This window comes from Pseudomonas sp. AKS31 (assembly GCF_023634765.1).
In the GTDB taxonomy this organism is placed as follows: domain Bacteria; phylum Pseudomonadota; class Gammaproteobacteria; order Pseudomonadales; family Pseudomonadaceae; genus Aquipseudomonas.
In genome coordinates this window covers 29,967-53,272 of record NZ_JAMLFX010000007.1, presented here as the reverse complement: position 1 = coordinate 53,272, position 23,306 = coordinate 29,967, and the positions used below count along the sequence as shown (strand labels likewise).

Genomic DNA, 23,306 nt, shown 5'->3' with positions numbered 1-23,306 from the left:
AACACCTCTCAAAAACAGGTATGAGGCCTGCCTCTTGGAGGTACAGAATCAAAACGCGGACTCGAACTTCAGCTGACTACGGCCCCTTTGGGACCACTTGCAATCAGCGCGGCCCCGCAGGCGGTTTTCATGCCGTCGAGCGCAATAGGTGTGCCATCGACGGAGTAAGTGCTGCTGCCCTCGGCAATCGGGAAAATCCCCTTGCACAACGGGCAACTGACCTTGTGACCGACCCCGGCAATCGGCTTGCCATTGAGGTCGGTTTGAGAGAAGGCTTCGAGAACCTTGCCACCGTGGGTGGTGGAGTCCCCCAAACGAATAGCGTCTTTCATTGCGTCACTCCTTTGACTGAAATCGTTTCCGTTGTCATGACAGCATCTCACCCGCCAACAGGCCCGGGGTTTTCAAGGAAGGTTTTGGCAGACTCGGTGCAGGCAGGCTCGGCAAGTTGCCCGCCTTGCTCGCCGCCCCTAGAATCCCGGACGCACTCGGCAACGCCGCACTCGCCAGCTTCGGCAACCCCGCCACCCCGCCCTGCACCACACCTTTCACTTGCTGCGCCGTTTGCATCGCACCTTGCGCCGTCTGCATCGCACTCATCCCTGTTTGCGCCATGTCCTTGCCCTTCTCCAACATCTCCCAGCTCTTGCTCGGCAACACCTGCGCGACCATCGCCTGCACCTGACTCGGCACGTCTTCCGGCCCCGGCGGATTCAATGGCCATTCCGGCTTGCCGATGTAACTACCATCGCTCCAGGTGTCCGCCGGATCCTTGCCGAACAGCACACGCGCCGGTCCCGGTGCGGCACCGGCGACGCTGGCGAAACCCTTGCCGTCGAGCTTGCCTTTGATGCTTTTGCCCAGTGCATCGATGACTTCGTAATCGCCGTCCTTGATGCCTTGTCGCCCGGCGTACTGGTTGAACAGTTCCAGATTGCCCTTGCCCGGTTTCGGTGGCTCCGGGAAAACCCCGGCGAGACTTTTCGCCCCGGTGTAGGCGAAGTTCGCCGCGTGCGCGGTGTACGGGCCGCTGGTGGCGTGGGTGATGCCGCCGGCGTTGTAGGTGGTGGCGCTGCCGCCGCCCTGGATCACCAGTTCGGTCTTGGCGGTGATGGTGATGCGGTCGGCGTTGGCGGTGATGTTGAGTTTGGCCAGCAGGTTGATGCTGTCCTTCAGCGCTCGTACGTCGATGTCGCCGGACGCTGCGACCAGCCGCCAGCCCATGCTCTGCACGAACAGGCGCATGCCGCGACTGGCGCTGGCCAGCAGGCGTTTGCCGATGGAGAGGCTGGTGTGGCCGGTGCTGCTCAGCGCCAGGTGTTCGCCGGTAGCGATGTGGCTGGAGCGCGGTGTGGTCAGGGCGATGCCGGCCGGGCTGGCCAGTACCAAATGCGGTTCAGTGAATTCCGGGAACTCATTGGCGGTCATGTTCGCCGGGCCACTGCCGAGCACGCCTTGATGCTGAGCGTGCAGCGCCTTGGCCACGTCGTCCTGATCGCCGGCTTCCTGGGCTTGCAACTCTTTGGCCTGCACCGCAAAACCGTCCTGCTGATCGCTCGCGGTGGCGAGGCGTTCGGCAGTTTCCGGCAAATCCTTGTGATGTTTCGACTCGTTCGGACGTGGCTCAGTGGTGATCAGCAGACCAGCGGCCGCACGCACCGCACCGTGGCGGTCGGTTCTCAACTCAAAACCTTCACCACGCGGCTGACCACCGCTCGGGCGCGGATGGGTCAGGTAACCCAGGTTGATCGCACTCGCACCGTGGTCACTGCGCAGCGCGATGCTGATCTCGCTGGTGGTGTCGTCGATGCGCAGTTCGTTGGCGCGACTGCCCTTGTATTCCTTGCTCTTGACCGTGGCCAGGGTCTTGAAATCCGGCAGTTTGTACGGCGGCAGATTCGCGCCGTGGTACAGGCAACCGGTGATCAGTGGTTGATCGGGGTCGCCCTCAAGGAAGGTGATCAGCACCTCCATGCCGACCCGCGGAATGTTGATCGAACCAAAGGTTTCTGCGGCCCAGCTCGACGCGACACGCATCCAGCAACTGGTCATGTCGTCGTGCTTGCCTTCGCGGTCCCAGAAGAACTGCACCTTCACCCGGCCGTATTGGTCGCAGTAGATCTCTTCGCCTTCAGGGCCGCAGACCACCGCGCTCTGGGTGCCGAGAACTTTTGGTTTCGGGTGATCGAGCGGCGGACGGTACGGCACGTCCCACGGGATCGCGCTGAAGCGGTTGCGGTAGCCTTGGTGGAAATCGTCCTTGAGGTCGGTGGTGTCGCTGGTCACCGACTCTTCGAGCACTTGCGGCTGCTTGCCTTCGTGGAAGATTTCGGTGAGCAGCCAGAGGTCATTCCAGGTCGGATTGGCGTGGTCGGTCAGGGCGAGGAAATGCCCGCTGACCAGAATCGGCTGATCGCTGTTGCCCTCGGCCAGACGATAGTCGCTGCGATGACGTTCCAGTGCGCGATTGGCCAGATGCTTGCCACGCTCGCGATCGACGAAACGGCCCGGGTAATCGTAGTCTTCAAGGTCTGGCTGAGCCGAACTCTTGGCGTCGCTTTCCAGTTCGATCTTCGGTTTGACGAAGTCGTAATCGCGGCGCGTGGTGCGGCTGGTGCGCGTGGCCAGACGCAGGCCGAAACGCTTGACCACCGGTTTGTCGGCAACCAGTCCGGAGTCCTGCTGATAGGCCACCGGCGCGAGTTTCGGGAACACCGTCTGGTCATCGCCGAAGGTCAGTTTGTGGCCGCTGGACGTGTGCTGGAAGTGGTAGTGAATGCCCTCCTCTTCACACAGGCGCTGGATGAAATCCAGATCCGACTCGTCGTACTGCACGCAGTAAATACGCTCGGGGTAAATCGCGCTGAGCTGGAAGTGGTAATCGCTGGCGAGGATGCCGTGTTCTTCCAGCACCTGGCTGATGATCTGCTGCACAGTCATCTGCTGGAAGATGCGCTGGTTGACCCGATGCGCGAGGTACGCCAGTTGCGGGCGCAGGGAGATCTTGTAACGGGTCAGGCGCTTGCCCGCCTCGCCCTGGGCGATGCTGTAGACCAGCCCGTGAATCCCCGTGCCGCTGGGCGACAGCTGCAGGAACGCGAGTTTGTGCAGCAGGCTTTCGAGGTTGATCGAGGACTTCTCACTGACCAGTTCCAGTTCGAATTCGAACGGCGTGTTGAGGGCCTCGCGACCGGTGAAGGACAGCACCTGGAAATCGCTGTCGATGCCATCGACGGTCAGATTGAAATGAGGCTGGTTGGCCGGTGAGAACATCCCTTGTTCCTCGCGCAGTGCTGCGACGCGCAACAGCCCGCTGTGGGGCTATTGGCGAAATTTCTTTAGAAGTGAATCCGCCCCGACCGGCGAAACCGGCCGAGGGGGTACAACAATCAGTCGCGATTAAACGACTGGAGCACGCCAGTCATCGGAACCCGAAGTACCGGATACTTCGTGGGTCCAGGTGATTTTGCGGTAGGTGAACTGCACTTCTTCCAGGTGGGTGAAATGCGCGTTGCCTGGATCCTGGCAGTTGTGCATTTTGTTGTTGATGGCGACGATGATCGCGTCTTCCAGTTTGGTGGTGTAGTAGTGCTCTTGGGTGCCTTGCGCCGAAGTGCGGTACCACTGGATAACGATTTCGCTCATGCGCTCGCCGGAAGTCAGCGCAGCTTGCAGCAGAGGCGAAGCCTTGTCGTAGACCTTGGTGATCACCACTGGCTTGTGCACGCGCTGACCGGTAGGCTGACCGGATTGCGGGTCACGCGGGATGATCACATCGTGGGTGAAAGCCTGAACCATGACCTGGTCTTCGTGGCCTTCCTGGTAGGTGTTGCCTACGGAGTCAGCGGTGAATGCGCCTGCAGTGATCAGGCCTTGTTTTTCGCCGGTAACCGACATGTACGCTGGTGTTGCCATGGGGTGCTCTCCTTGCTTGAAAAGACATACCTCACAGGCACCATTGCCTGAAAGGATGGCCATGCGCCATCAAACTTCGTGCCAGCTTTTATGTAGCCCATACGGATCAATGCCTTGAGCTCATCGACTGATCTTTTCCTGTGATTAAGCCAATGAAAAACAAGGGAAAGTGCGCAACTTTTTGCGCAGTGGTGTGCAAGAAGTTGCGCACCTGGCTGGAGGCCACGAGCTACGCGGCCTGTAGAGACTTATCCGGGTCAAAACAGGCGAGGCACTGCGCAACTTCTTGCGCACTTGTACGTGGATGGATAAAGAAGAGCGCCAGATCAAAAGATCGCAGCCTTCGGCAGCTCCTGCATGGGAAACCGGTACCCATAAGGAAAGCGCTGCCGAAGGCCGCGATCTCTTTGCTTATTGAACCCCTGCGCTATCCTGCTGCCCACTAAAAGGTATCGACACATTCAGCAAGGAGGTTTGCATGCGTACCCTCGAACTGGCCGGCGTTCAGGTTCCGATCATTGGCCAAGGCACCTGGCGCATGGGTGAAGATCGCTCGGCGCACAAGCGTGAAGTGGCGGCGCTGCGCACGGGTATCGAGCTGGGCATGACCCTAATCGACAGCGCCGAAATGTACGCCGAGGGCGGTGCCGAAACCGTGGTCGGCGAGGCCATCGCCGGCCTGCGCGATCAGGTGTTTCTGGTGAGCAAGGTCTACCCGCACAACGCCAGCCGCAAGGGCATCCCGCAAGCTTGCGAGCGCAGTCTGCGGCGGCTCGGCACCGATTACATCGACCTCTATCTGTTGCACTGGCGCGGCCAGTATCTGCTGGAGGAAACCGTCGAAGCCTTCGAACGCCTGCGCGAGGACGGCAAGATCGGCCGTTGGGGCGTGTCGAATTTCGATGTCGACGATCTTGAAGAACTGTCGAGTTCGGCCTGTGCCACCAATCAGGTGCTCTACAACCTTGAAGAACGCGGCATCGAATTTGATCTGCTGCCGTGGTGCCAACATCAGCGCATGCCGCTGATGGCCTACTGTCCGATCGGCCAGGGCGGCGCGATGCTTGCCGAGCCGGTGTTGAAAGACATTGCCGCTCGTCATGGCGTGACCCCGGCACAGGTTTCGCTGGCGTGGATTCTGCGTCAGGATGGTGTGATTGCGATTCCCAAGGCTGTGCGACCGGAACACGTGCAACTCAATGCACACGCCGCGCAACTGCAACTGGAGGCCGGGGATCTGGCGGCGCTGGACCAGGTGTTTAAAGCGCCACAACGCAAGCAACGGCTGGCCATGGTCTGAGCCAGCGACTGGCGAGGGCTTCGCGATGAGAAGCACTGATCAGTACGACCCGTTCAACCTGCAACGTTTTATCCAGGCCCAGGATCCGGTGTTCGAGCGCGTACAGCGCGAACTCGATGAGGGCCGCAAACGCAGCCACTGGATGTGGTTTGTGTTTCCGCAGCTCGCCGGTCTGGGCGGCAGTGAAATGTCCCGGCGCTACGCCATCGGTTCGGCCGAGGAAGCCCGGGCGTATCTGGCTCACGAACTGCTCGGCGCGCGCCTGCGTACGTGCACGCAGTTAGTGTTGAAGGTGCGCCAGCGTTCGATTGCGGAGATTTTCGGCCATCCCGATGACCTGAAATTTCATTCCTCGATGACCCTGTTCGCGCAGTTTGCCGCTGCAGACAGCGTGTTCAATCAGGCGCTGGAGCGCTACTTCCACGGCATCCTCGATGAATGGACGTTGCAGTTGCTCGACTCAAAACAGTCCCAGTTGCCCACCGATCAGGGTTGAGAAATCGTCGTCGACAAACGGCAGAATCGCATCCGCCACCGGTTGCAGTTGCCGGGTGATGTAGTGGTCGTAGTCGATGGCGGCGCGGCGCACTTCCAGCGGTTCGGGACCGGCCAGGGTGATGACGTAGCTGATCCAGCCACCGTTCTGGTATTGGCGGGGGCGCCCGTGTTGCGCGTTGTAATCGTCGGCCAAACGCGCCGCACGCACGTGCGGCGGGACGTTGCGTTCGTAATCGTCGAGGGTGCGGCGCAGGCGCTTGCGGTAGACCAGGCGATCGTCGAATTCGCCGGCGAGGGTTTTGCGCACGTAGTCGCGCACGTAATCCTGATAGGGCTTGCGCTGGAAAATCCGCTCGTAGAGTTCCTGCTGAAATTGCCGGGCCAATAGCGACCAGTCGGTGCGCACGGTTTCCAGGCCTTTGTAGACCATTTCATCGTTGCCATCGGCACGGGTGACGAGGCCGGCGTAGCGCTTCTTGCTGCCCTCCTCCGCGCCACGAATGGTCGGCATCAGAAAGCGTTTGTAGTGAATCTCAAATTGCAGCTCGAGGGCGCTTTCCAGGCCATATTCGTCCCGCACATGCGCGCGCCACCAATCGTTGACGTGCTTGACCAGCGCATGACCGATGTTCGCCGCCTCTTCCTGCCCGTGCGGACGACGCAGCCAGACGAAGGTCGAGTCGGTGTCGCCGTAGATCACCGCGTGGCCCTGTTCTTCGATCAGCTTGCGCGTGCGCAACATGATCTCGTGACCGCGCAGGGTAATCGATGAGGCCAGCCGCGTATCGAAGAAGCGGCAACCGCTGGAGCCGAGCACACCGTAGAAGGCGTTCATGATGATTTTCAGTGCCTGCGACAACGGCGCGTTGTGCTCACGCTTGGCGGTCTCGCGGCCCTCGGCCACCCGCGCGACGATCGACGGCAGGCAATGCCGGGTGCGCGAGAACCGCGCTCCTCGGAAACCCGGCACCGAATCGGCATCGTCCGGGTGCTGCAAACCTTCGATCAGCCCCACGGGATCGATCAGAAACGTGCGGATGATCGACGGATACAGACTCTTGTAATCGAGCACCAGCACCGACTCGTAAAGCCCCGGTTGCGAGTCCATGACAAACCCGCCGGGGCTGGCTTGTGGCGGGTTGGTACCGAGGTTCGGCGCAACGAAACCCTGGCGGTGCATCAATGGCATGTACAAATGCGTGAACGCCGCCACCGAGCCGCCGCTTCTGTCCGCCGGCAGTCCGGTGACACTGGCGCGTTCGAGTAAAAAGGTCAGCAACTCGGTCTTGGCGAAGATCCGCGTGACCAGCTCGCAGTCCTTGAGGTTGTACTTGGCCAGCGCCGGTTTGTCCTCGGCGAACATACGGTTGATTTCGTCCATGCGCTGGTACGGGTTGTCGATGGACTTGCCTTCGCCGAGCAACGTCTGGGCGACGTTCTCCAGACTGAACGACGGAAAGCTCCAGGTCGCCGAACGCAGCGATTCGATGCCATCGATGATCAGCCGCCCCGCCGCCGAGGCGAAGTAGTGATTGCGGCTGCCGTGTTCGCGCCATTGCATCTCTTCGCCGCCACGGCCGAGCTTCAGCGGCACACCGAGACGCCGCGCGTGGTCGTGGAGGATGCGCAAATCGAACTGCACGACGTTCCAGCCGATGATCGCGTCAGGGTCGTGGCGGGCGAACCAGTCGTTGAGTTTCTTCAGAATGATGGTGCGTGAGTCGCAATATTCAAGGTCGAAGTCGACGATGCTGTCGTCACCGTTGGGCGCACCGAGCATGTACACCTGACGCTGGCCGCAGCCTTCGAGGGCGATGGAGTACAACTCGCCGGTTTCGGTGGTTTCGATGTCCAGCGAGACCAGCCGCAGTTTGGGTCGGTAATTCGGGTCAGGTTTGAGGTGGGCGTTAAGCAACACGCCGTCAGTATCGGACGTGCCGCTGAACCGCACCGGCGCGGTGATGAAACGCTCCATCAGATAGCGTTCCGGCGGGCGCACGTCGGCTTCGAAGACGTCGACCCCGTTGCGGTTGAGCGCGGTTTCCAGACGCATCAACTGGCCGTGTTGCTGGCAATACAGACCGAGCACCGGGCGATGCTCGAAATCCTGCAGCGCCAGCGGGCGCAGTTCTACGTTCTTTTCGTCATGCAGCAGGCGTTCGGCCGCATCGCGCTGCTCAGCAGGGATAAATGCCACCGACGGCTGATGCGGCAGACGCACACGGCGCGGCCCGGCGTCGGTCGCCAGCCAGAACTCGACTTCGGTGCCGGCAGCGGTATCGCGCCAATGTCGGGTCAGGACGAAGCCCTGCGGTAAATCCACCACTGCAACCTCAGAAATTGAATCAGAGGGGCATTCTACGCGGCATTGCAAGGTAACGGCGCCTGCTTACGGCAGCCAGCCTGTGTCCAACTTGGTCTTGCCCCTCATGCCGTCATCAAAAGCTTTCTTGAGCAGCGGACTGCTTTTGCGCCAGATCAACTCAATGACGTCATGAGCAATCTTCTGTTGGTCGCGTAGCGTATTGAACCAGGCAATTCTCTCGGGATCGGCATCGGGATAAGAGCCGCAAGTAGCGGACAAAACACTCTGCAGACGCTTTTGCAGAGGAGGATGAGCGTCGTCCTTGCGGAAGCCGTCCTGAGTTCCGGTCAGCATCAGATGGCGCCCGCGCTTGAAACAATCCAGCGTGGTCAGCACCAATACCGCCCCGATGTTGGTTTTTGCCATGTAGTTCAGGCCACGTAAATTATGTTCTCCGAGATAGGCGCTGAGCCGGGCACCCACGACGTCGGCTTCGACCTCTTTACCTTGCGTCACTTCAGCAGACTCGCCATCGGCAGAAGCTTCGCCATCCAGCGTGTGTTGAAGAATGTGATGGCCGAACTCGTGTCCCATGACGAACCAGCTCATCGCCTCACTGAAATCCCCCAATAGACACATTTGATGTAGCCCCGAGACCGGGATCGCGCGGCCGATACCCGGCTGTGCCGAATCCAATGAATAATCCATGAAGAAATGCGTCCAATCCGTTTGCAGGGCTTGATCCGCTTTTATCGTGTCGCGGATGTTTGCGTATTCCCAAAGAGCCTTTCCCGCCGTATCGACCGGTGTCGAGCGGGCGAGTAACTTGGCCAAACGATGGAGGGCGGTGTTCAAGTGGATGTTGACCAGCAACACACTAGCGTGCGTCAGCATCACCCGTTGCTGCATGGCGTCCATACCCGGGCCGTGCAACACGCCCGCCGAGACACCGGAATGCAACGAGTAGCCAAGTTCAATCGCGGCGCGTTCGATTTGTTGGCGATCATCGTCAATGCCCGCATGCAGCAGCGGCTCGTCGAACGGCCCAACCGGCAGGGAAAGGTTATCGATGATTTCCGCTTCCACTCCCTCCAGCGGAAAGCCCCGAAACTGTCTCTGAAGGAATTTCATCAGATCCGGCACTTGTGAGCTCAGTGACCGCCAACGCGACAGGTCGTCGGCGCCGAAGGCTCGCTGCTGCTGCATTCGATAATCGTGGGCAGCGCCCAGATCGCTGGAGGCAAACAACATGCCTTGCTCCGGCATGCCCTCAAGGAAAGGACGGGAGTCGTCGGTGCTTTCATCCATGATATGTACCTGTGAGCCAAGAAAAATAAAGTGAATCGAACGTTATTACGATTGGCAGGCCAGAGCAATTTCAAATAGCCATCATTTTATCGAAAGCCAACTTTACTGCCGCAATAAACTGACAAGGTCACTTGTCATGGCGCAATCGACCATGTCGTGGCCGCTTTTCTCTCTTGCTCTTCTCACATCCGTCTACGATGCTTGGAGAACAACGACAACACCTGAGTAACCGCCATGAAGACCGTCGCCCAACTGCTCAAGCTCAAAGATCAGAAAAATCAGGAAGTGCACCAGATCAAACCTGATCACATGGTGCTCGAAGCACTGATGAAGATGGCCGAAAAAAACGTCGGCGCCTTGCTGGTGGTCGAAGACGAAAAAGTGGTCGGCATCATCAGCGAACGGGACTACGCGCGCAAACTGGTGCTGCATGGCCGCTCATCCGTGGGCACACCGGTGCGCGACATCATGGTGGCGAACGTGATCACCGTCGACACCCATCAAACCGTCGACACCTGCCTGGGCATCATGTCGGACAAACGCCTGCGGCACTTGCCGGTGGTGGAGAACGGCAAGTTGATCGGCTTGCTGTCGATCGGTGACCTGGTCAAGGAAGCGATTGCCGAACAGGCGGAGCTGATCAAGCAACTGGAGCAGTACATTCGCGGGGAATAATCCCTAAACATCCCCCCAATCCCGTGTCCTGATCGTTCCCACGCTCCGCGTGGGAATGCCTCCTGTGACGCTCTGCGTCACGCATTGGGACGCGGAGCGTCCCGGGCTGCGTTACCACGCAGAGCGTGGGAACGATCATCGTCGATCACGACGGCCAATGCCGGGCGAATACCGGCGCCAGCACCGGATGCCGGTCAATCCGCTGCAACCACGCATAAAACCCCGGTCGTGTCTGGCGCAAATGCTCGCGGCTGCCTGCCCAACGTGTCACCACTGCCGCGAGCACATCCAGCGCTCCCGGCGTTTCGTCATCCAGATACAGCTCGGCGGAAAACTGATCGGCAAACACCTCCCAACTCCAGTGCAAACGCGCACGCGCACCAGCGATCAGATTCTGCCGCGAGGCTTCGTCGGGCATCTGCAGCCAGCGCTCCGGATAATCGATGACACCGATTGCCGCGTAGCAGTTGCTGACGATGTAGACCAGACCGCGAATGGCCTGGTCGCGATCCTCCGCCCTGGCAGGCAGCAGGCCGGACTTGGGAAACGTCAGGCCCAGATGAATCAGGATCGCCGCGCTTTCGGTGATGGCGCTGCCGTCGGGCAGTTGCAGGGTCGGTATCTGCTTCAGTGGATTGAGCTGGGCCAGCGCCTCGGCCGCTTCGGCGCTGGCTTCGATATCAATGAAGCGGTAAGCGATCTGGCACAGTTCCAGTGCCGCTTCGATGGCGGCTGCGCCTGAGTTTCTGTGCCCGTAGAGCTGGTACATATCCAATCCCCCCGAAAAGACCATTGCCACAGGGTAGATGGCTGTAGCGTGGCTGTAGAAAAAATCTGCCTGTGTATCGGTTTTGGCACGGTTTTCCCATGCACTCGCGACTTGCGAATTCAAACTTCGCAAAACAGCGCTGGCGGTGCCCATCCCGCACCAAGAGCAATCATCGAACGCTATCCGCGTTCTTGTAAGGTGCGATACCGAACCAAAAGTTCGCGTATCCGAGCTGGCAACAAGGAGTTCACCGCGTGAATCTTCAAACGCTCTGCCGCATCAGCCTCTGCTTGCTTGTTTGTACAAAACGCCGAGTTCATTCGAACAGTCCCGGCGGCCAACGCCTTTACTTTATTACCTGACTCCATGACCGCGCCCTGTGATCGGCAATGACTTATTCGCCGGCAATGGCGTGCTATTTATTTTTTAAATACAACTGGAAAAATTACTGCACGACCGCTGCATTAAATGAATGCAGGCGGGATTGTCGAACAATAACTTCCAGCGACTTTACAAGTGCACCAAAACGGCTCCAGCGACTAGAACTATTCAGTACTGCAAACATTGATTTCATTTAAACAAGAACAAGGAACATACGCCGTGACCCGCTAAAACATTGACCCGCACCAAATCTGTCCGCCGCGCACCAGCAAGTGCCCCGGCCGCCAGCCAAGCCGCAGCTCTATCCCGCTGATCAGCGTGATACCGCGTAGAGCCTGACTCGCCTCTGAAAAAGCTCCGCCAAGCGGAGTTACGGGAATGCTCGCGCCAGAGAAAAACCACGGCGATGACAAAACTTATATAAATGCGACATGGGTAACATCAATGAAATAAGCCACCTACATTCCAGCAACATTTGGCACAGCGGTTGCTAAACAGAGTTCGAGCAATCAATTGCAGGAGCTGCCAAAGGCTGCGATCTTTTGATCTTGATCTTTAAAGACAGAATCAAAAGATCGCAGCCTTCAGCAGCTCCTCCATAGAACAACATCAGGGAATGGCTAATGAATACTCATAGTCGATGGCGCTAAGCCAGTAAGTTTGCACAAGCCTTGTTTACCGGATAGTTGAACTATCGGCTTCTGCACACCTTGAAGAAAGTTGCACCCACCCACTCGAATATCCCCTGGATGTTCGGACGGCACCTTATTGCCCTTCATCAACCCGAGGGAGCTTTAATGAACGATGCGGTAAAGCACAGAACCCTGCCGGGGCCGTTGCGGGAAGCGCCAGTCCCGCCGCCACCGGGCAGGCCGGTATTCAAAGCCAATACCTCGCAACCCGGCGGTCTGAATAAACAGCAGATGGTGTTGCTGGTGGCGGTGTCGGCGCTGATACACGGCGGCGCCTGGTGGTTTCTCCAGCAATCGCGGACGGAACCACTACCGACGCCGCCGCAGATTCCGGAAATGACCGTCGAGCTGACCAGCCCGACGCCACCGGCACCGCCCACCCCGGAACCGCCACCACCGCCTCCTCCGCCACCGCCGGAACCGGAACAACCGGTGGAAGACGAGGACGCGGTCAAGCCACCGCCCAAACCGGTGGAGAAACCCAAGCCGATCGAAAAACCGAAACCGGTCGAGAAGCCGAAACCGGTGAAAAAGGTCGAGCCGCCGAAAGCGCCACCCGCCCCGGCACAACCGGCCGCTCCCGCTGCGCCGACCACACCCAGCGCGCCACCGGCCCCTGCCGCCGCACCGGGTCCGGTCAAGGAATCGGCAGCGATTTCCGGCCTCGCCAGCCTCGGCAACCCGCCGCCGGAATACCCATCGCTGGCGCTGCGGCGCAACTGGGAAGGCAGCGTGGTGCTGCGCATTCAGGTGCTCGCCAACGGTCGCGCCGGCACGGTGACGGTGACCAAATCCAGCGGCAAGCCGCAACTGGATGACGCGGCCGTCGCCGCCGTGAAGAACTGGAAATTTATTCCGGCCAAACGCGGTGACACGCCGATCGACGGCTTCGCCACGCAGACCATCGATTTCAAATTGCCGCAATAACCGAACGCTCAATCAACGCACAACCGAATAATGCAAGCGAGGTGTCACCATGAACGATTTGTCTTCGATGATTGTCCCCGGCGTGCTCTGGGGCCTGGTGCTGTTTTCCGTGGTCAGCTGGGCGATCCTGCTGGTCAAGTCGGCGCAGTACCTGCGGCAGAAAGCGCAGAACAAACAATTCACCAAGGCCTTCTGGGGCGCGCCGGATCTGCTCACCGCCGCCGAACACGCCAGTCAGTATCCGGGCTCGCTGGCGCGTATCGCCAGCAGCGGTTTCGAAGCGCTACTGGTGGAAGATTCGCCGCGCACCACCCAGCAATTGGCGCACACCATCAATCGCTCGGATCGCCTGGAGCGCAACCTGCGCCAGCAGATCCAGAAGGAACGCCGCTCGCTGGAAAACGGCCAGGCGATCCTCGCCAGTATCGGCAGCACCGCGCCGTTCATTGGTTTGTTCGGCACCGTGTGGGGAATCATGGAAGCGCTGAAAAGCATCGGCGAAACCGGTTCGGCGAGCCTTGAAGCGGTGGCTGGGCCGATCGGCCACGCATTGATCGCCACTGGCGTGGGTATCGCCGTCGCGGTGCCAGCAGTGCTGATTTACAACTTCTTCCTGCGCCGCTTGAAGCTCGCCTCGGCAGACATGGATGACTTCGCCCACGACTTCGACGCCCTCGCCTCGCGCAGTGCGTTTTCCATCAGCCGTCAGGCCATCGCCAGCAAAACCACAGCCGCCGTGCGGGAGGCCAGCTGATGTCCTTTTCCACTCAAGACAGCGATGAAGTGCTCAGTGAAATGAACGTCACGCCGCTGGTCGACGTGATGCTCGTGCTGCTGGTGGTGTTCATCGTCACCGCGCCGCTGATGACCAACGCGATCAAAGTGAACCTGCCGAAAACCGACGCCGTCGCCCCCGCCGAAAAGAAAGACCCGGTGGTGGTCAGCGTCGATCAGGACGGCAAGTTCTATCTGGCCAAGACCGAACTGGCGCCGGAATCGCTGGAGGCCAGCCTCAAGGAGGTCAAGGCCAAGGACAGCGAAGTGCGCGTGCAGCTGCAGGCCGACTCCGCCGTCAATTACGGCCAGGTGGCCAAGGCCATGGCGTCCATCGAACGCTCGGGCATTACCAAAATATCGGTGATGACCACCCACTGAGTGCGGTGCCGGGCGCGCCTTGAGAGACGCACCCGGCACCGCTCGCTGACTCCCGTCGCAACCAGCCGACCGAAAAAACGCCACGCGTCTTCGGAGGGGATCGGCTTGCTTGAAGAAAGTGGTTTTCCGCACGCGGTATCACCGATAGCGGAGCAATGAGGGGCTCACAAGGCCAATTCGATAACGTCTAAAAAGTCGGAAATAACCATGCTGATGAACACTCCACGCTTCACGCTCAAACCATTGGTGGCAACGATTTCTCGTCACCGTTTTGTTCCGCTGTATCTGGTGGCCATGGGGATGGGCGCCGGGACTGTGCAGGCGGCCGAGGACGACAACACCAGCGTCCCGGCGGCTGCGGCGGTGGTTGCGCCGACCACGCAACTGCAACGGGTGGAAGTGACCGGTTCGGCGATTCGCCGGGTCGATGCGGAAACGGCGGTGCCGATCACCATTCTCAAGGCCGATGAGCTGCGCAAACAGGGCGTGACCACCACCGCCGAACTGGTGCAACGCATCACCGGCAGCCAGTCGATCAACAACAGCGCAGGCTCCGTGGGCGCGGCGACTGGCGGCGCCTCGTTCGCCGACATGCGCGGCATCGGCGCGAACAAGACGCTGGTGCTGCTCAACGGTCGACGCCTGGCCAACAACGCCTTGTCCGGGACCAACTCGGCCGGCGGCGCGGTGGATCTGAACATGATCCCGTTTGCCGCGATCGAGCGTGTGGAAGTGCTGCGCGACGGCGCCTCGGCCCTGTACGGCACCGACGCCATCGGCGGCGTGATCAACTTCATCACCAAGAAATCTTTGACCGACGGCCAGTTGACCCTCGGCGGCGAAACCCCGACCCACAGCGGCGGCGGCCAGACCAAAGACATGAGCGCCAGTTGGGGCTACGGCGATCTGGAAGAAGACCGCTTCAACGTCCTCGGCGTGTTCAACTACAACAAGCAGCAGAACCTCGACGCCAACGACCGCTCCTTCGCCACCGACTACGCCCCCGGTCGTGGTCTCGATCAGACCTCCGGCACCGCGTTCCCCGGCAACTACAGCCAGAACGGCAATGCCACCAACCCGCTGGCCAACAGCAATTGCAACGGCCCCAACCTGATCGCCCGCGACGGCTTGTGCCGCTTCAGCACCCGTGAATTCATCGACCTGGTGCCGCAGACCGAGAAAACCTCGTTCTTCGGCAAGACCACCGGCAAGCTTGGCGACGATCACAACGTCAACCTCGAATACTTCTGGTCGCGCAATAACAACGCCACGGCGATTGGCCCTGCTCCGCTCACCGGTCTGAGCCTGGATTCCTCGTCGCCTTACTACCCGGGCAACGGCATCACCCCCGCGCCGACCGATTTCGCCCTCGACCCGACCCAACCGGTCGACGTCAACTGGCGCGAGACCGCTGCCGGCCCGCGTGAATCAAAAGACCAGAACACCAGCCAGCGCTTCCTGCTGAGCTTCGACGGCTTGGTGGGCGGCTGGGATTACAACGTCGGCGCCTCGTATAACCAGAACAAAATCGTCTCCAGCGTCACCAGTGGCTTTGTCAGCGACCAGGCGATGATCGCCGGTCTGGCCAGCGGTCTGCTCAACCCGTTCGGCCCGCAGTCGGCGGCCGGTCAGCAGTACATCGACGACGCGGCGTACCACGGCGCCTACTCCACCGCTGTTGGCCGCGTGGCCGGTTTTGATGGACGTATCAGCCGTGAAATCGGCGACTGGTTCGGCGCAGGCCCGTCCGGTCTGGCGCTGGGCGGCGAGTACCGCAAAGAGAAATTCCATCAGGACTTCGAGTCGTTCGCCGGCGACATTCAGAGCCTCGGTATCGACCCGGCCGGCAGTGTCGAGGGCGACCGTAGCGTCAAAGCCGCCTACGCCGAAATCAACGTGCCGGTGCTCGACAGCCTCGAACTGTCCGCTGCGGTGCGTCACGACAAATACAGCGACTTCGGCAGCACCACCAACCCGAAATATTCGTTCCGTTATCAGCCGTTGAAAGAGCTGGTGGTGCGTGGCGCCTATAGCGAAGGTTTCCGCGCGCCGTCGCTGTATGAGCTGTATTCGCCGCGCAGCATCACTTTCACTCAGGGTTACTACAACGACCCGGTGCTGTGTGCCGGCGGCGTCGTGCAGCCAGGCGGCAACGGTGGCCGCGATTGCGGTCAACAGTTCCTCAATCAGATTGGCGGCAACGAGGATCTGGCCCCGGAGAAAGCGCGCAACGTCACCCTCGGCTTCGTCTACCAGCCGATCAACAACCTGTCGGTGGGTCTGGATTTCTGGTGGATTCACATTTCCAATCAGATCCAGCCGTTCCCGGAATCCACCGTGTTTGATCAGGCTGGTTCCTACCCGGACCGCTTCGTGCGCAACGCCGACGGCACGCTCAACTACATCGTCACCGGCAACGCCAACCTTGGCATCGTCGAAACCAACGGCGTCGATGTGTCGCTGGATTATCGCTTCCCGAACACGCCGTACGGTCAGTTCGGCCTGGGTCTGCAAGGCACTTACGTTGACGAGTACGACTTCCAGAGCACCATCAAAGGTCCGTTCACCGACAAGGTCGGCGATTTTCAGGGTGACGGCGTGATCGCGCGCTGGAAGCACAACCTCACCGGCAGCTGGACCTTCGGCGCGGCACGGGCGGCGCTGACCAACCGCTTCACCACCGGTTACAACGACTACGACCGGGACACTCACGCGCGCGTGGCGTCGTATTCGGTGTGGGACCTGTCGGCCGGCTACACCTTCAACAAGGTGCTGGATGTCGATGCCGGGATGAAGAACGTGTTCGACCGCAACCCACCGTTCTCCAACCAGGCCTACAACTTCCAGAGCGGCTATGACCCGCGCTACACCGACCCGCTGGGCCGTACGTTGTTTGCGCGCATGACTTACCACTTCTAAAGAACGAGCACCGCAAAACCCTGTGGGAGCTGGCTTGCCAGCGATGGCGTCGTATCAGTCGACATTTACTTCACTGACATATCGCTATCGCTGGCAAGCCAGCTCCCACATGGGGACCGGGTTTCTTCAGGGATTTTCAGGAGTGATTTCATGAGTCTTTTGCGCAACATGGCAGGCCTGCTTTTGGGCAGTGCGCTGCTGTGCACCGGCACTTCGGCGCTGGCCGCTGGCAGTTATGCGCTGACGGTGTACGGCGAGGCGCCGAAGTATCCGGCGAACTTCCAGCATTTCGATTTCGTCGATCCGCACGCGCCGAAGGGCGGTTCGCTCAGTCGCGCGTCGATGGAGATCGGCCAGTACAACTACATCAGCCCATATGCCGATCAGGGCATTTCCGTGGTGCAGGTCAACGACTGGGTGTACTCGCCCTTGGCGTTTCGCTCGCTCGATGAGCCGTACACCGTTTACGCACTGGTCGCGCAGCAGATCGAGCGCGATCCCGAAGGTTTGTGGGTGCGTTTCACCCTCAATCCAAAAGCACGTTTCGCCGACGGCACGCCGATCACCGCCGAAGACGTGCGCTACACCTTCAACCTGCTGATGACCAAAGGCAGCCTGAGCTATCGCCAGCAGTACGCCGATGTCCAGGACGTGCTGATCGAAGGCCCCCGACAGGTGCGCTTCACCTTCAAGAACAACCTCAACCGCACCCTCGCGCTGGATCTGGCGACGATGCGCATCGTCCCCGAACACTGGTGGCAAACCCGTGACTTCGCCAATGGCGGCGGTTTCGAGCCACCGCTGGGCAGTGGCCCGTACCGGGTGAGCAAGGTCGACGCCGGGCGCAGCATCAGCTTCCAACGCGATCCGGACTGGTGGGGCAAGGACCTGCCGGTCAGTCGCGGCATGTACAACTTCGACACCCTCACGGTGAATTTCTACGGCGACACCGATGTCGCCCGCCAACTGCTGCAGGCCGGCGCGTTCGACTACAACCGCGAGTTTTCCTCGTCCGGTTACGTGGTCGGCTACGACAGCCCGGCACTGCGTGACGGGCGCTTGCAGCAGTCGATTCTGGCGCCGGAAAAACCCACCGCCGCTCAGGGCTTCGTGTTCAACCTGCAGAACCCGATTTTCCAGGATCGCCGCGTGCGTCAGGCGATCAGCCTGCTGTGGGATTTCGAGTGGACCAACAAGCAGATGATGCGCGGCTTTTACGTGCGCCAGAACAGCTTCTGGCCGAAGAGTGAAATGGCTGCCACCGCCCTGCCCGACGCCGAAGAGTTGAAGATCCTCGAACCACTGCGCGGGCAAATTCCCGAAGAGGTCTTCACCACGGTGTATGAAGCGCCGAAAACCGATGGCAGCGGCTATATCCGCGACAAACAACTGCAAGCGCTGAAGCTCCTCGCCGAGGCCGGCTGGACGCCGCAACACAATCGTCTGGTCAACGCTGACGGCGAGCCGCTGGAGTTCACTTTTCTCGACGGTCAGGGCGGCTTCGATCGCATGCTGTTGCCGTTCAAACGCACCCTCGCGCAGATCGGCATCACCCTGAATTTGCGGCGGATCGATTCGGCGCAGTACGTCAACCGCCTCAACGCCCGCGACTACGACATGATCGTCACCAGTTTCCCGCGCAGTGGCGACCCGATCGTTTCCCCCGGCCGCGAGCTGTACAGCCTCTACGCCTCGCAAAGTGCCACACAAGTCGGCAGTTCCAACTCGATGGTGCTGGCCAACCCGGCGGTCGATCAACTGATCGACGGGCTGGTCCAGGCCAACACCCGCGATGCCATGGTGCATTACGCCCGCGCCCTCGACCGGGTGCTGCAATGGGGTTACTACATGATTCCCAACTACTACTCCAAAGGCACACCGACGGTGTATCAGAACCGCTTCGGCATGCCAGCCGTGCAACCGGCGTACGACGAAGGCCTCAACACCTGGTGGGAGGTGTCGGCCAAGGCGCTGACCACGCAACAGATGCACACTCAGCTTGCGGGGGGCCAGTGACATGCTGCGTTATCTGAGTCGACGTTTGCTGCTGATCATCCCCACGCTGCTGTGCATTCTGGTGGTGAACTTTCTGATTGTGCAGGCCGCGCCGGGCGGGCCGGTGGAGCAAGCCATTGCGCGCTTGCAGGGCTTCGGCGGGCACAGCATGGGCGGCGGTGGCGAAGTCGCTGCAGTTGGCGGTGCCGGACGCAGCAGCCGTGGCCTCGACCCGGCGTTGATCGAGGAGATCAAACACCACTACGGCTTCGACAAACCGCTGCACGAACGCCTGTGGCTGATGCTGAAAAACTACGCGCAGCTGGATCTGGGCAGCAGTTTCTTTCGCGGCGCCAAAGTCACCGATCTGATCGTGCAGAAGCTGCCGGTGTCGCTGTCGCTGGGCTTGTGGGCGACATTGATCACCTACCTGATCTCGATCCCGCTGGGCATTCGCAAGGCGATCAAGAACGGCAGCGCGTTTGATGTCTGGAGCAGCACGGCGATCATCATCGGCTACGCGATGCCGGCGTTCCTCTTCGCGATTCTGTTGATCGTGGTGTTCGCCGGTGGCAGCTACGTCAACTGGTTTCCGGTACAAGGGCTGGTCTCGGATAACTTCGACAGCCTCAGCACGTTGGGCAAGGTTGGCGACTACCTCTGGCACCTGGTGTTGCCGGTGACGGCGCTGGTGATTGGCGGCTTCGCCACACTGACGATCCTGACCAAGAACAGCTTCCTCAACGAGATCAGCCGCCAGTACGTGATCACCGCGCGGGCCAAGGGTCTGACCGAACGTCGCGTGCTCTACGGCCACGTGTTTCGCAACGCCATGTTGTTGGTGGTGGCGGGTGTGCCGTCGGCGTTGATCGAGGTGTTTTTCGCCGGTTCCTTGCTGATCGAAACCATCTTCAACCTCGATGGCCTCGGGCGCATGAGTTACGAAGCGGCGGTGTCGCGGGATTATCCGGTGGTGTTCGGCGCGCTGTTTCTGTTCACCCTGTTCGGTTTGCTGATCAAGCTGATCGGCGACCTCTGCTACACCCTGCTCGACCCGCGCATCGACTTCTCGGCGAGGACTGCCTGATGTTCACACTCTCCCCTCTCGGCCAGCGCCGTGTGGCGCAGTTCAAGGCCAACCGGCGCGGGCGCTGGTCGCTGTGGCTGTTTATCGGTCTGTGCCTGATTTGTCTGGGCGGTGAGCTGATCGCCAACGACAAGCCGCTGGTGATCCGTTATCACGACGCTTTTTACTTCCCTATCCTCAGCGATTACCTGGAAACCGATTTCGGCGGCGAGCTGCCGTTTCAACCGGATTACGCCAGCAGCTACGTGCACAAACTGATCGAGGATCAGGGCGGCTGGATGCTGTTTCCGCCGATCCCGTTCAGTTACGACACGGTCAATTACGACCTTGCGGAGCCGGCACCGAGCCCACCGTCCTCAAGCAATTGGCTGGGCACCGACGATCAGGCCCGCGACGTGTTGGCGCGGGTGATTTTCGGCACGCGGATTTCGATTCTGTTTGCACTGATTCTCACCGGCATCAGTGCGTTGATCGGCATCGTTGCCGGTGCGTTGCAGGGTTATTACGGCGGTTGGGTCGACTTGCTCGGGCAACGGCTGCTGGAGATCTGGTCGGGGTTGCCGGTGCTGTACCTGCTGATCATTTTGTCCGGTTTTGTCTCGCCGAGTTTCTGGTGGTTGCTGGGGATCATGGCGCTGTTTTCCTGGCTGGCGCTGGTCGATGTGGTGCGCGCCGAGTTCCTGCGGGGGCGCAATCTCGAGTACGTCAAAGCCGCGCGAGCGCTGGGCCTGACTGACAACGAACTGATGTGTCGGCACATTCTGCCCAACGCGATGACCTCCACCCTCACCTACCTGCCGTTCATTTTGACCGGTGCCATCGCCACGCTGACCGCACTGGATTTTCTCGGCTTCGGCATGCCCGCCGGCACCGCGTCGCTGGGCGAACTGATCGGCCAGGCCAAGCGCAATCTGCAAGCGCCGTGGCTGGGGCTGACGGCGTTTTTTGCCTTGGCGCTGATTTTGTCTTTGTTGGTTTTCATCGGTGAAGCGTGCCGAGATGCCTTTGATCCGAGGAGCTGACATGAACGACCATTTGATCGAGATCCGCGACCTGCGCGTCGCCTTCGCCGGGCAGGCAGTGGTGCACGGTTTGAACCTGGATATTCGCCGTGGCGAATGCCTGGCGCTGGTCGGTGAATCCGGCTCGGGAAAGTCGGTGACCGCGCATTCGATTCTGCGTTTATTGCCGGGCAAGAACGTCAGCAGCAGCGGCGCGATCCGCTACAACGGCGTGGATTTGCTGCACGCCAGCGAACAGCAGATGCGCGGCTTGCGCGGCAACCGCATTGCGATGATTTTTCAGGAGCCAATGACTTCACTGAATCCCTTGCACACGGTGGAAAAACAGGTCAGCGAAGTGCTGGAAATTCATAAAGGCCTCAAGGGCCGCGCTGCCCGCGAACGAACTCTGGAGCTGCTGGAGCTGGTCGGTATTCGCCAGCCTTTGCAGCGTTTGAAAGCTTATCCGCATCAGCTCTCGGGGGGTCAGCGGCAACGGGTGATGATCGCCATGGCGCTGGCCAACGAGCCGGAACTGTTGATCGCTGATGAACCGACTACGGCGCTGGACGTGACGGTGCAGCAGAAGATTCTTGAACTGCTGATCGAATTGCAGCAGCGGCTGGGCATGTCGCTGTTGCTGATCAGCCATGACCTCAATCTGGTGCGGCGCATCGCGCAAAGGGTGTGCGTGATGCGCCATGGCGAAATCGTTGAGCAGGCCGATTGCGAAGCGCTGTTTCGGGCGCCGCAGCATCCTTACAGTCGCTTGTTGATCGAGGCGGAACCGAGCGGTGCGCCAGTGCCCAGTGAATACGATCACAACCTGCTTGAGGTTGATGATTTGAAGGTGTGGTTTCCTTTGCCAAAAGGGTTGTTCAGTCGCCAGCAGGATTACATCAAAGCCGTGGACGGCGTGAGTTTCACCCTGCAACGCGGCAAGACCTTGGGCATCGTTGGCGAGTCGGGTTCGGGCAAATCGACGCTGGGTCAGGCGATCCTGCGCCTGGTCGAATCCGAGGGCAATATTCGTTTCGGCAACAAGCAACTGAGCCTGCTCAATCAGCGCTTGATGCGGCCATTGCGACGGCAGATTCAAGTGGTGTTCCAAGATCCGTTCGGCAGCCTCAGCCCACGGATGTCAGTGCAGCAGATCATTGCCGAAGGCTTGCTGACTCACGGTATCGGCACCGAGGCCGAGCGCGAGGCGGCGGTGATCCGGGTGCTGGAGGAAGTCGGCCTCGATCCGCTGAGCCGCCATCGTTATCCCCACGAGTTTTCCGGTGGCCAGCGCCAGCGCATCTCCATCGCCCGCGCACTGGTGCTGGAACCGGCGCTGATTCTGCTCGATGAACCGACGTCGGCACTGGATCGTACGGTGCAGAAACAGGTGGTGGAGTTGTTGCGGCAACTGCAGATCAGGCATGGGCTGACCTATTTGTTCATCAGCCATGATCTGGCGGTGGTGCATGCGCTGGCGCATGACTTGATGGTGATCAAGGATGGCAAGGTGGTTGAGCAGGGTTCCTCGCAGGGCATCTTTGCCGCGCCGCAACATCCCTACACCCAGGAACTCCTGAAAGCTTCCGGCCTCAAGCCCAATAAGGAACCCTGTGGGAGCTGGCTTGCCAGCGATTGCGGTGCATCAGAGAAATCGATGTTGGCTGACACGGCGCCATCGCTGGCAAGCCAGCTCCCACAGGTATAGAGGTGATCCAGAAAAAATATTTTTCAGGCACTGCATCCAAACGCCTCCGTCACGGGTAGTCCCTGTAACAGCCCTCTTCGGCTGTCAGCGGTTTACCCTTTTCGGAGATGACACTGATGAACATCACTCAACTGATTGGCCTCACCGGTTTGCTCGCCCTGTCCTCGACAACCTTCGCCCAAAGCAGTTACCCCGACGCGATCAAAGTCCCGGACGGCCACAAGATCGCCATGGAAACCACCGGCGTCGGCGAGATCACCTACGAATGCCGCGACAAGCCCAACGCGGCCGGGCAGACCGAGTGGACCTTCGTCGGCCCGAAGGCAGTGCTCAATGATCGCAGTGGCAAGCAGGTCGGCACCTATTTCGGCCCACCGGCCACCTGGCAGGCCAAGGACGGTTCGAAAGTCACCGGCACGCAACTGGCCGTGGCGCCTTCGAGCCCTGGCAACCTGCCCTATCAATTGGTCAAGGCCAATCCGGCCGAGGGCAAAGGCGCGATGAGCGGTGTGAGTTACATCCAGCGTGTCGCGCTCAAGGGCGGCGTGGCGCCGGGCAGTGAATGCACGACCGCGAACAAGGGCAAGCAGGAAGTGGTGAAGTACCAGGCGGATTACATTTTCTGGGCGGCGAACTGATCTCTCAGGCTCACCCTGCCCCCTGTGGGAGCT

At 60.2% G+C, this 23,306-nt stretch carries 18 protein-coding genes; 12 read left to right on the top strand and 6 right to left on the bottom strand.

What is annotated here, in order from left to right:
- Nucleotides 1–68 precede the first annotated feature (68 nt).
- The 3 genes from M9827_RS18720 to M9827_RS18710 all read right to left on the bottom strand — a co-directional run bounded on the left by M9827_RS18720 (nt 69) and on the right by M9827_RS18710 (nt 3,915).
- Complete coding sequence (locus M9827_RS18720) at nt 69–332, bottom strand: PAAR domain-containing protein (protein ID WP_008077213.1); 264 nt, start codon at nt 330–332, stop codon at nt 69–71.
- 34 nt (nt 333–366) lie between these two features.
- Nucleotides 367–3,273, bottom strand: coding sequence for a type VI secretion system Vgr family protein (locus M9827_RS18715; protein WP_250606561.1), 2,907 nt, complete (start codon nt 3,271–3,273; stop codon nt 367–369).
- Between the two features lie 126 nt (nt 3,274–3,399).
- Entirely contained in the window at nt 3,400–3,915 is a 516-nt protein-coding gene (locus M9827_RS18710; protein ID WP_007949952.1) for an Hcp family type VI secretion system effector, read from the bottom strand.
- A gap of 478 nt (nt 3,916–4,393) precedes the next feature.
- Between M9827_RS18710 and M9827_RS18705 the strand changes: the two genes are divergently transcribed.
- Together M9827_RS18705 and M9827_RS18700 are read left to right on the top strand one after the other, a co-directional pair.
- A complete protein-coding gene (locus M9827_RS18705) occupies nt 4,394–5,215 on the top strand; it encodes an aldo/keto reductase (protein WP_250606560.1) in 822 nt (273 codons plus the stop codon).
- Nucleotides 5,216–5,240: 25 nt separating this feature from the next.
- The gene (locus tag M9827_RS18700; protein ID WP_250606559.1) at nt 5,241–5,711 is read left to right on the top strand and encodes a DUF1810 domain-containing protein; all 471 of its coding nucleotides are present in this window, start codon (nt 5,241–5,243) and stop codon (nt 5,709–5,711) included.
- Here M9827_RS18700 and M9827_RS18695 read toward each other — a convergent pair.
- Together M9827_RS18695 and M9827_RS18690 are read right to left on the bottom strand one after the other, a co-directional pair.
- Nucleotides 5,676–8,036 (bottom strand): DNA polymerase II, encoded by a 2,361-nt coding sequence (locus M9827_RS18695; RefSeq protein WP_250606558.1) that lies wholly within the window; start codon nt 8,034–8,036, stop codon nt 5,676–5,678. The genes M9827_RS18700 and M9827_RS18695 overlap by 36 nt on opposite strands.
- A gap of 66 nt (nt 8,037–8,102) precedes the next feature.
- Nucleotides 8,103–9,326: a M48 family metalloprotease gene (locus M9827_RS18690; RefSeq protein ID WP_250606557.1), complete on the bottom strand. Its 1,224-nt coding sequence runs from the start codon at nt 9,324–9,326 to the stop codon at nt 8,103–8,105.
- Between the two features lie 234 nt (nt 9,327–9,560).
- On the opposite strand from M9827_RS18690, the gene M9827_RS18685 reads away from it, so the two are divergent.
- The gene (locus tag M9827_RS18685) at nt 9,561–10,001 is read left to right on the top strand and encodes a CBS domain-containing protein (protein ID WP_007918278.1); all 441 of its coding nucleotides are present in this window, start codon (nt 9,561–9,563) and stop codon (nt 9,999–10,001) included.
- A gap of 145 nt (nt 10,002–10,146) precedes the next feature.
- On the opposite strand, the gene M9827_RS18680 is transcribed toward M9827_RS18685, so the two are convergent.
- The gene (locus M9827_RS18680; protein WP_250606556.1) at nt 10,147–10,770 is read right to left on the bottom strand and encodes a glutathione S-transferase N-terminal domain-containing protein; all 624 of its coding nucleotides are present in this window, start codon (nt 10,768–10,770) and stop codon (nt 10,147–10,149) included.
- 1,178 nt (nt 10,771–11,948) lie between these two features.
- Between M9827_RS18680 and M9827_RS18675 the strand changes: the two genes are divergently transcribed.
- The 9 genes from M9827_RS18675 to M9827_RS18635 all read left to right on the top strand — a co-directional run bounded on the left by M9827_RS18675 (nt 11,949) and on the right by M9827_RS18635 (nt 23,273).
- On the top strand, nt 11,949–12,770 hold the full coding sequence (locus M9827_RS18675; RefSeq protein ID WP_250606555.1) for an energy transducer TonB: 822 nt from the start codon (nt 11,949–11,951) through the stop codon (nt 12,768–12,770).
- A gap of 67 nt (nt 12,771–12,837) precedes the next feature.
- Nucleotides 12,838–13,524, top strand: coding sequence for a MotA/TolQ/ExbB proton channel family protein (locus M9827_RS18670; protein ID WP_371857975.1), 687 nt, complete (start codon nt 12,838–12,840; stop codon nt 13,522–13,524).
- Complete coding sequence (locus M9827_RS18665; RefSeq protein ID WP_093433931.1) at nt 13,524–13,925, top strand: ExbD/TolR family protein; 402 nt, start codon at nt 13,524–13,526, stop codon at nt 13,923–13,925. Before M9827_RS18670 ends, M9827_RS18665 begins: the two co-directional genes overlap by 1 nt.
- Nucleotides 13,926–14,132: 207 nt before the next feature.
- On the top strand, nt 14,133–16,844 hold the full coding sequence (locus tag M9827_RS18660; protein ID WP_250606554.1) for a TonB-dependent receptor: 2,712 nt from the start codon (nt 14,133–14,135) through the stop codon (nt 16,842–16,844).
- 150 nt (nt 16,845–16,994) lie between these two features.
- Nucleotides 16,995–18,860: an extracellular solute-binding protein gene (locus M9827_RS18655; protein ID WP_250606553.1), complete on the top strand. Its 1,866-nt coding sequence runs from the start codon at nt 16,995–16,997 to the stop codon at nt 18,858–18,860.
- Between the two features lies 1 nt (nt 18,861).
- A complete protein-coding gene (locus M9827_RS18650) occupies nt 18,862–19,926 on the top strand; it encodes a microcin C ABC transporter permease YejB (RefSeq protein ID WP_108227252.1) in 1,065 nt (354 codons plus the stop codon).
- The gene (locus tag M9827_RS18645) at nt 19,926–20,948 is read left to right on the top strand and encodes an ABC transporter permease (RefSeq protein WP_250606552.1); all 1,023 of its coding nucleotides are present in this window, start codon (nt 19,926–19,928) and stop codon (nt 20,946–20,948) included. Before M9827_RS18650 ends, M9827_RS18645 begins: the two co-directional genes overlap by 1 nt.
- Nucleotide 20,949: 1 nt before the next feature.
- Nucleotides 20,950–22,635 (top strand): ABC transporter ATP-binding protein, encoded by a 1,686-nt coding sequence (locus M9827_RS18640; RefSeq protein WP_250606551.1) that lies wholly within the window; start codon nt 20,950–20,952, stop codon nt 22,633–22,635.
- A 116-nt stretch (nt 22,636–22,751) separates the two neighbouring features.
- On the top strand, nt 22,752–23,273 hold the full coding sequence (locus M9827_RS18635; protein ID WP_250606550.1) for a DUF3455 domain-containing protein: 522 nt from the start codon (nt 22,752–22,754) through the stop codon (nt 23,271–23,273).
- The last annotated feature ends 33 nt before the right edge of the window (nt 23,274–23,306 follow it).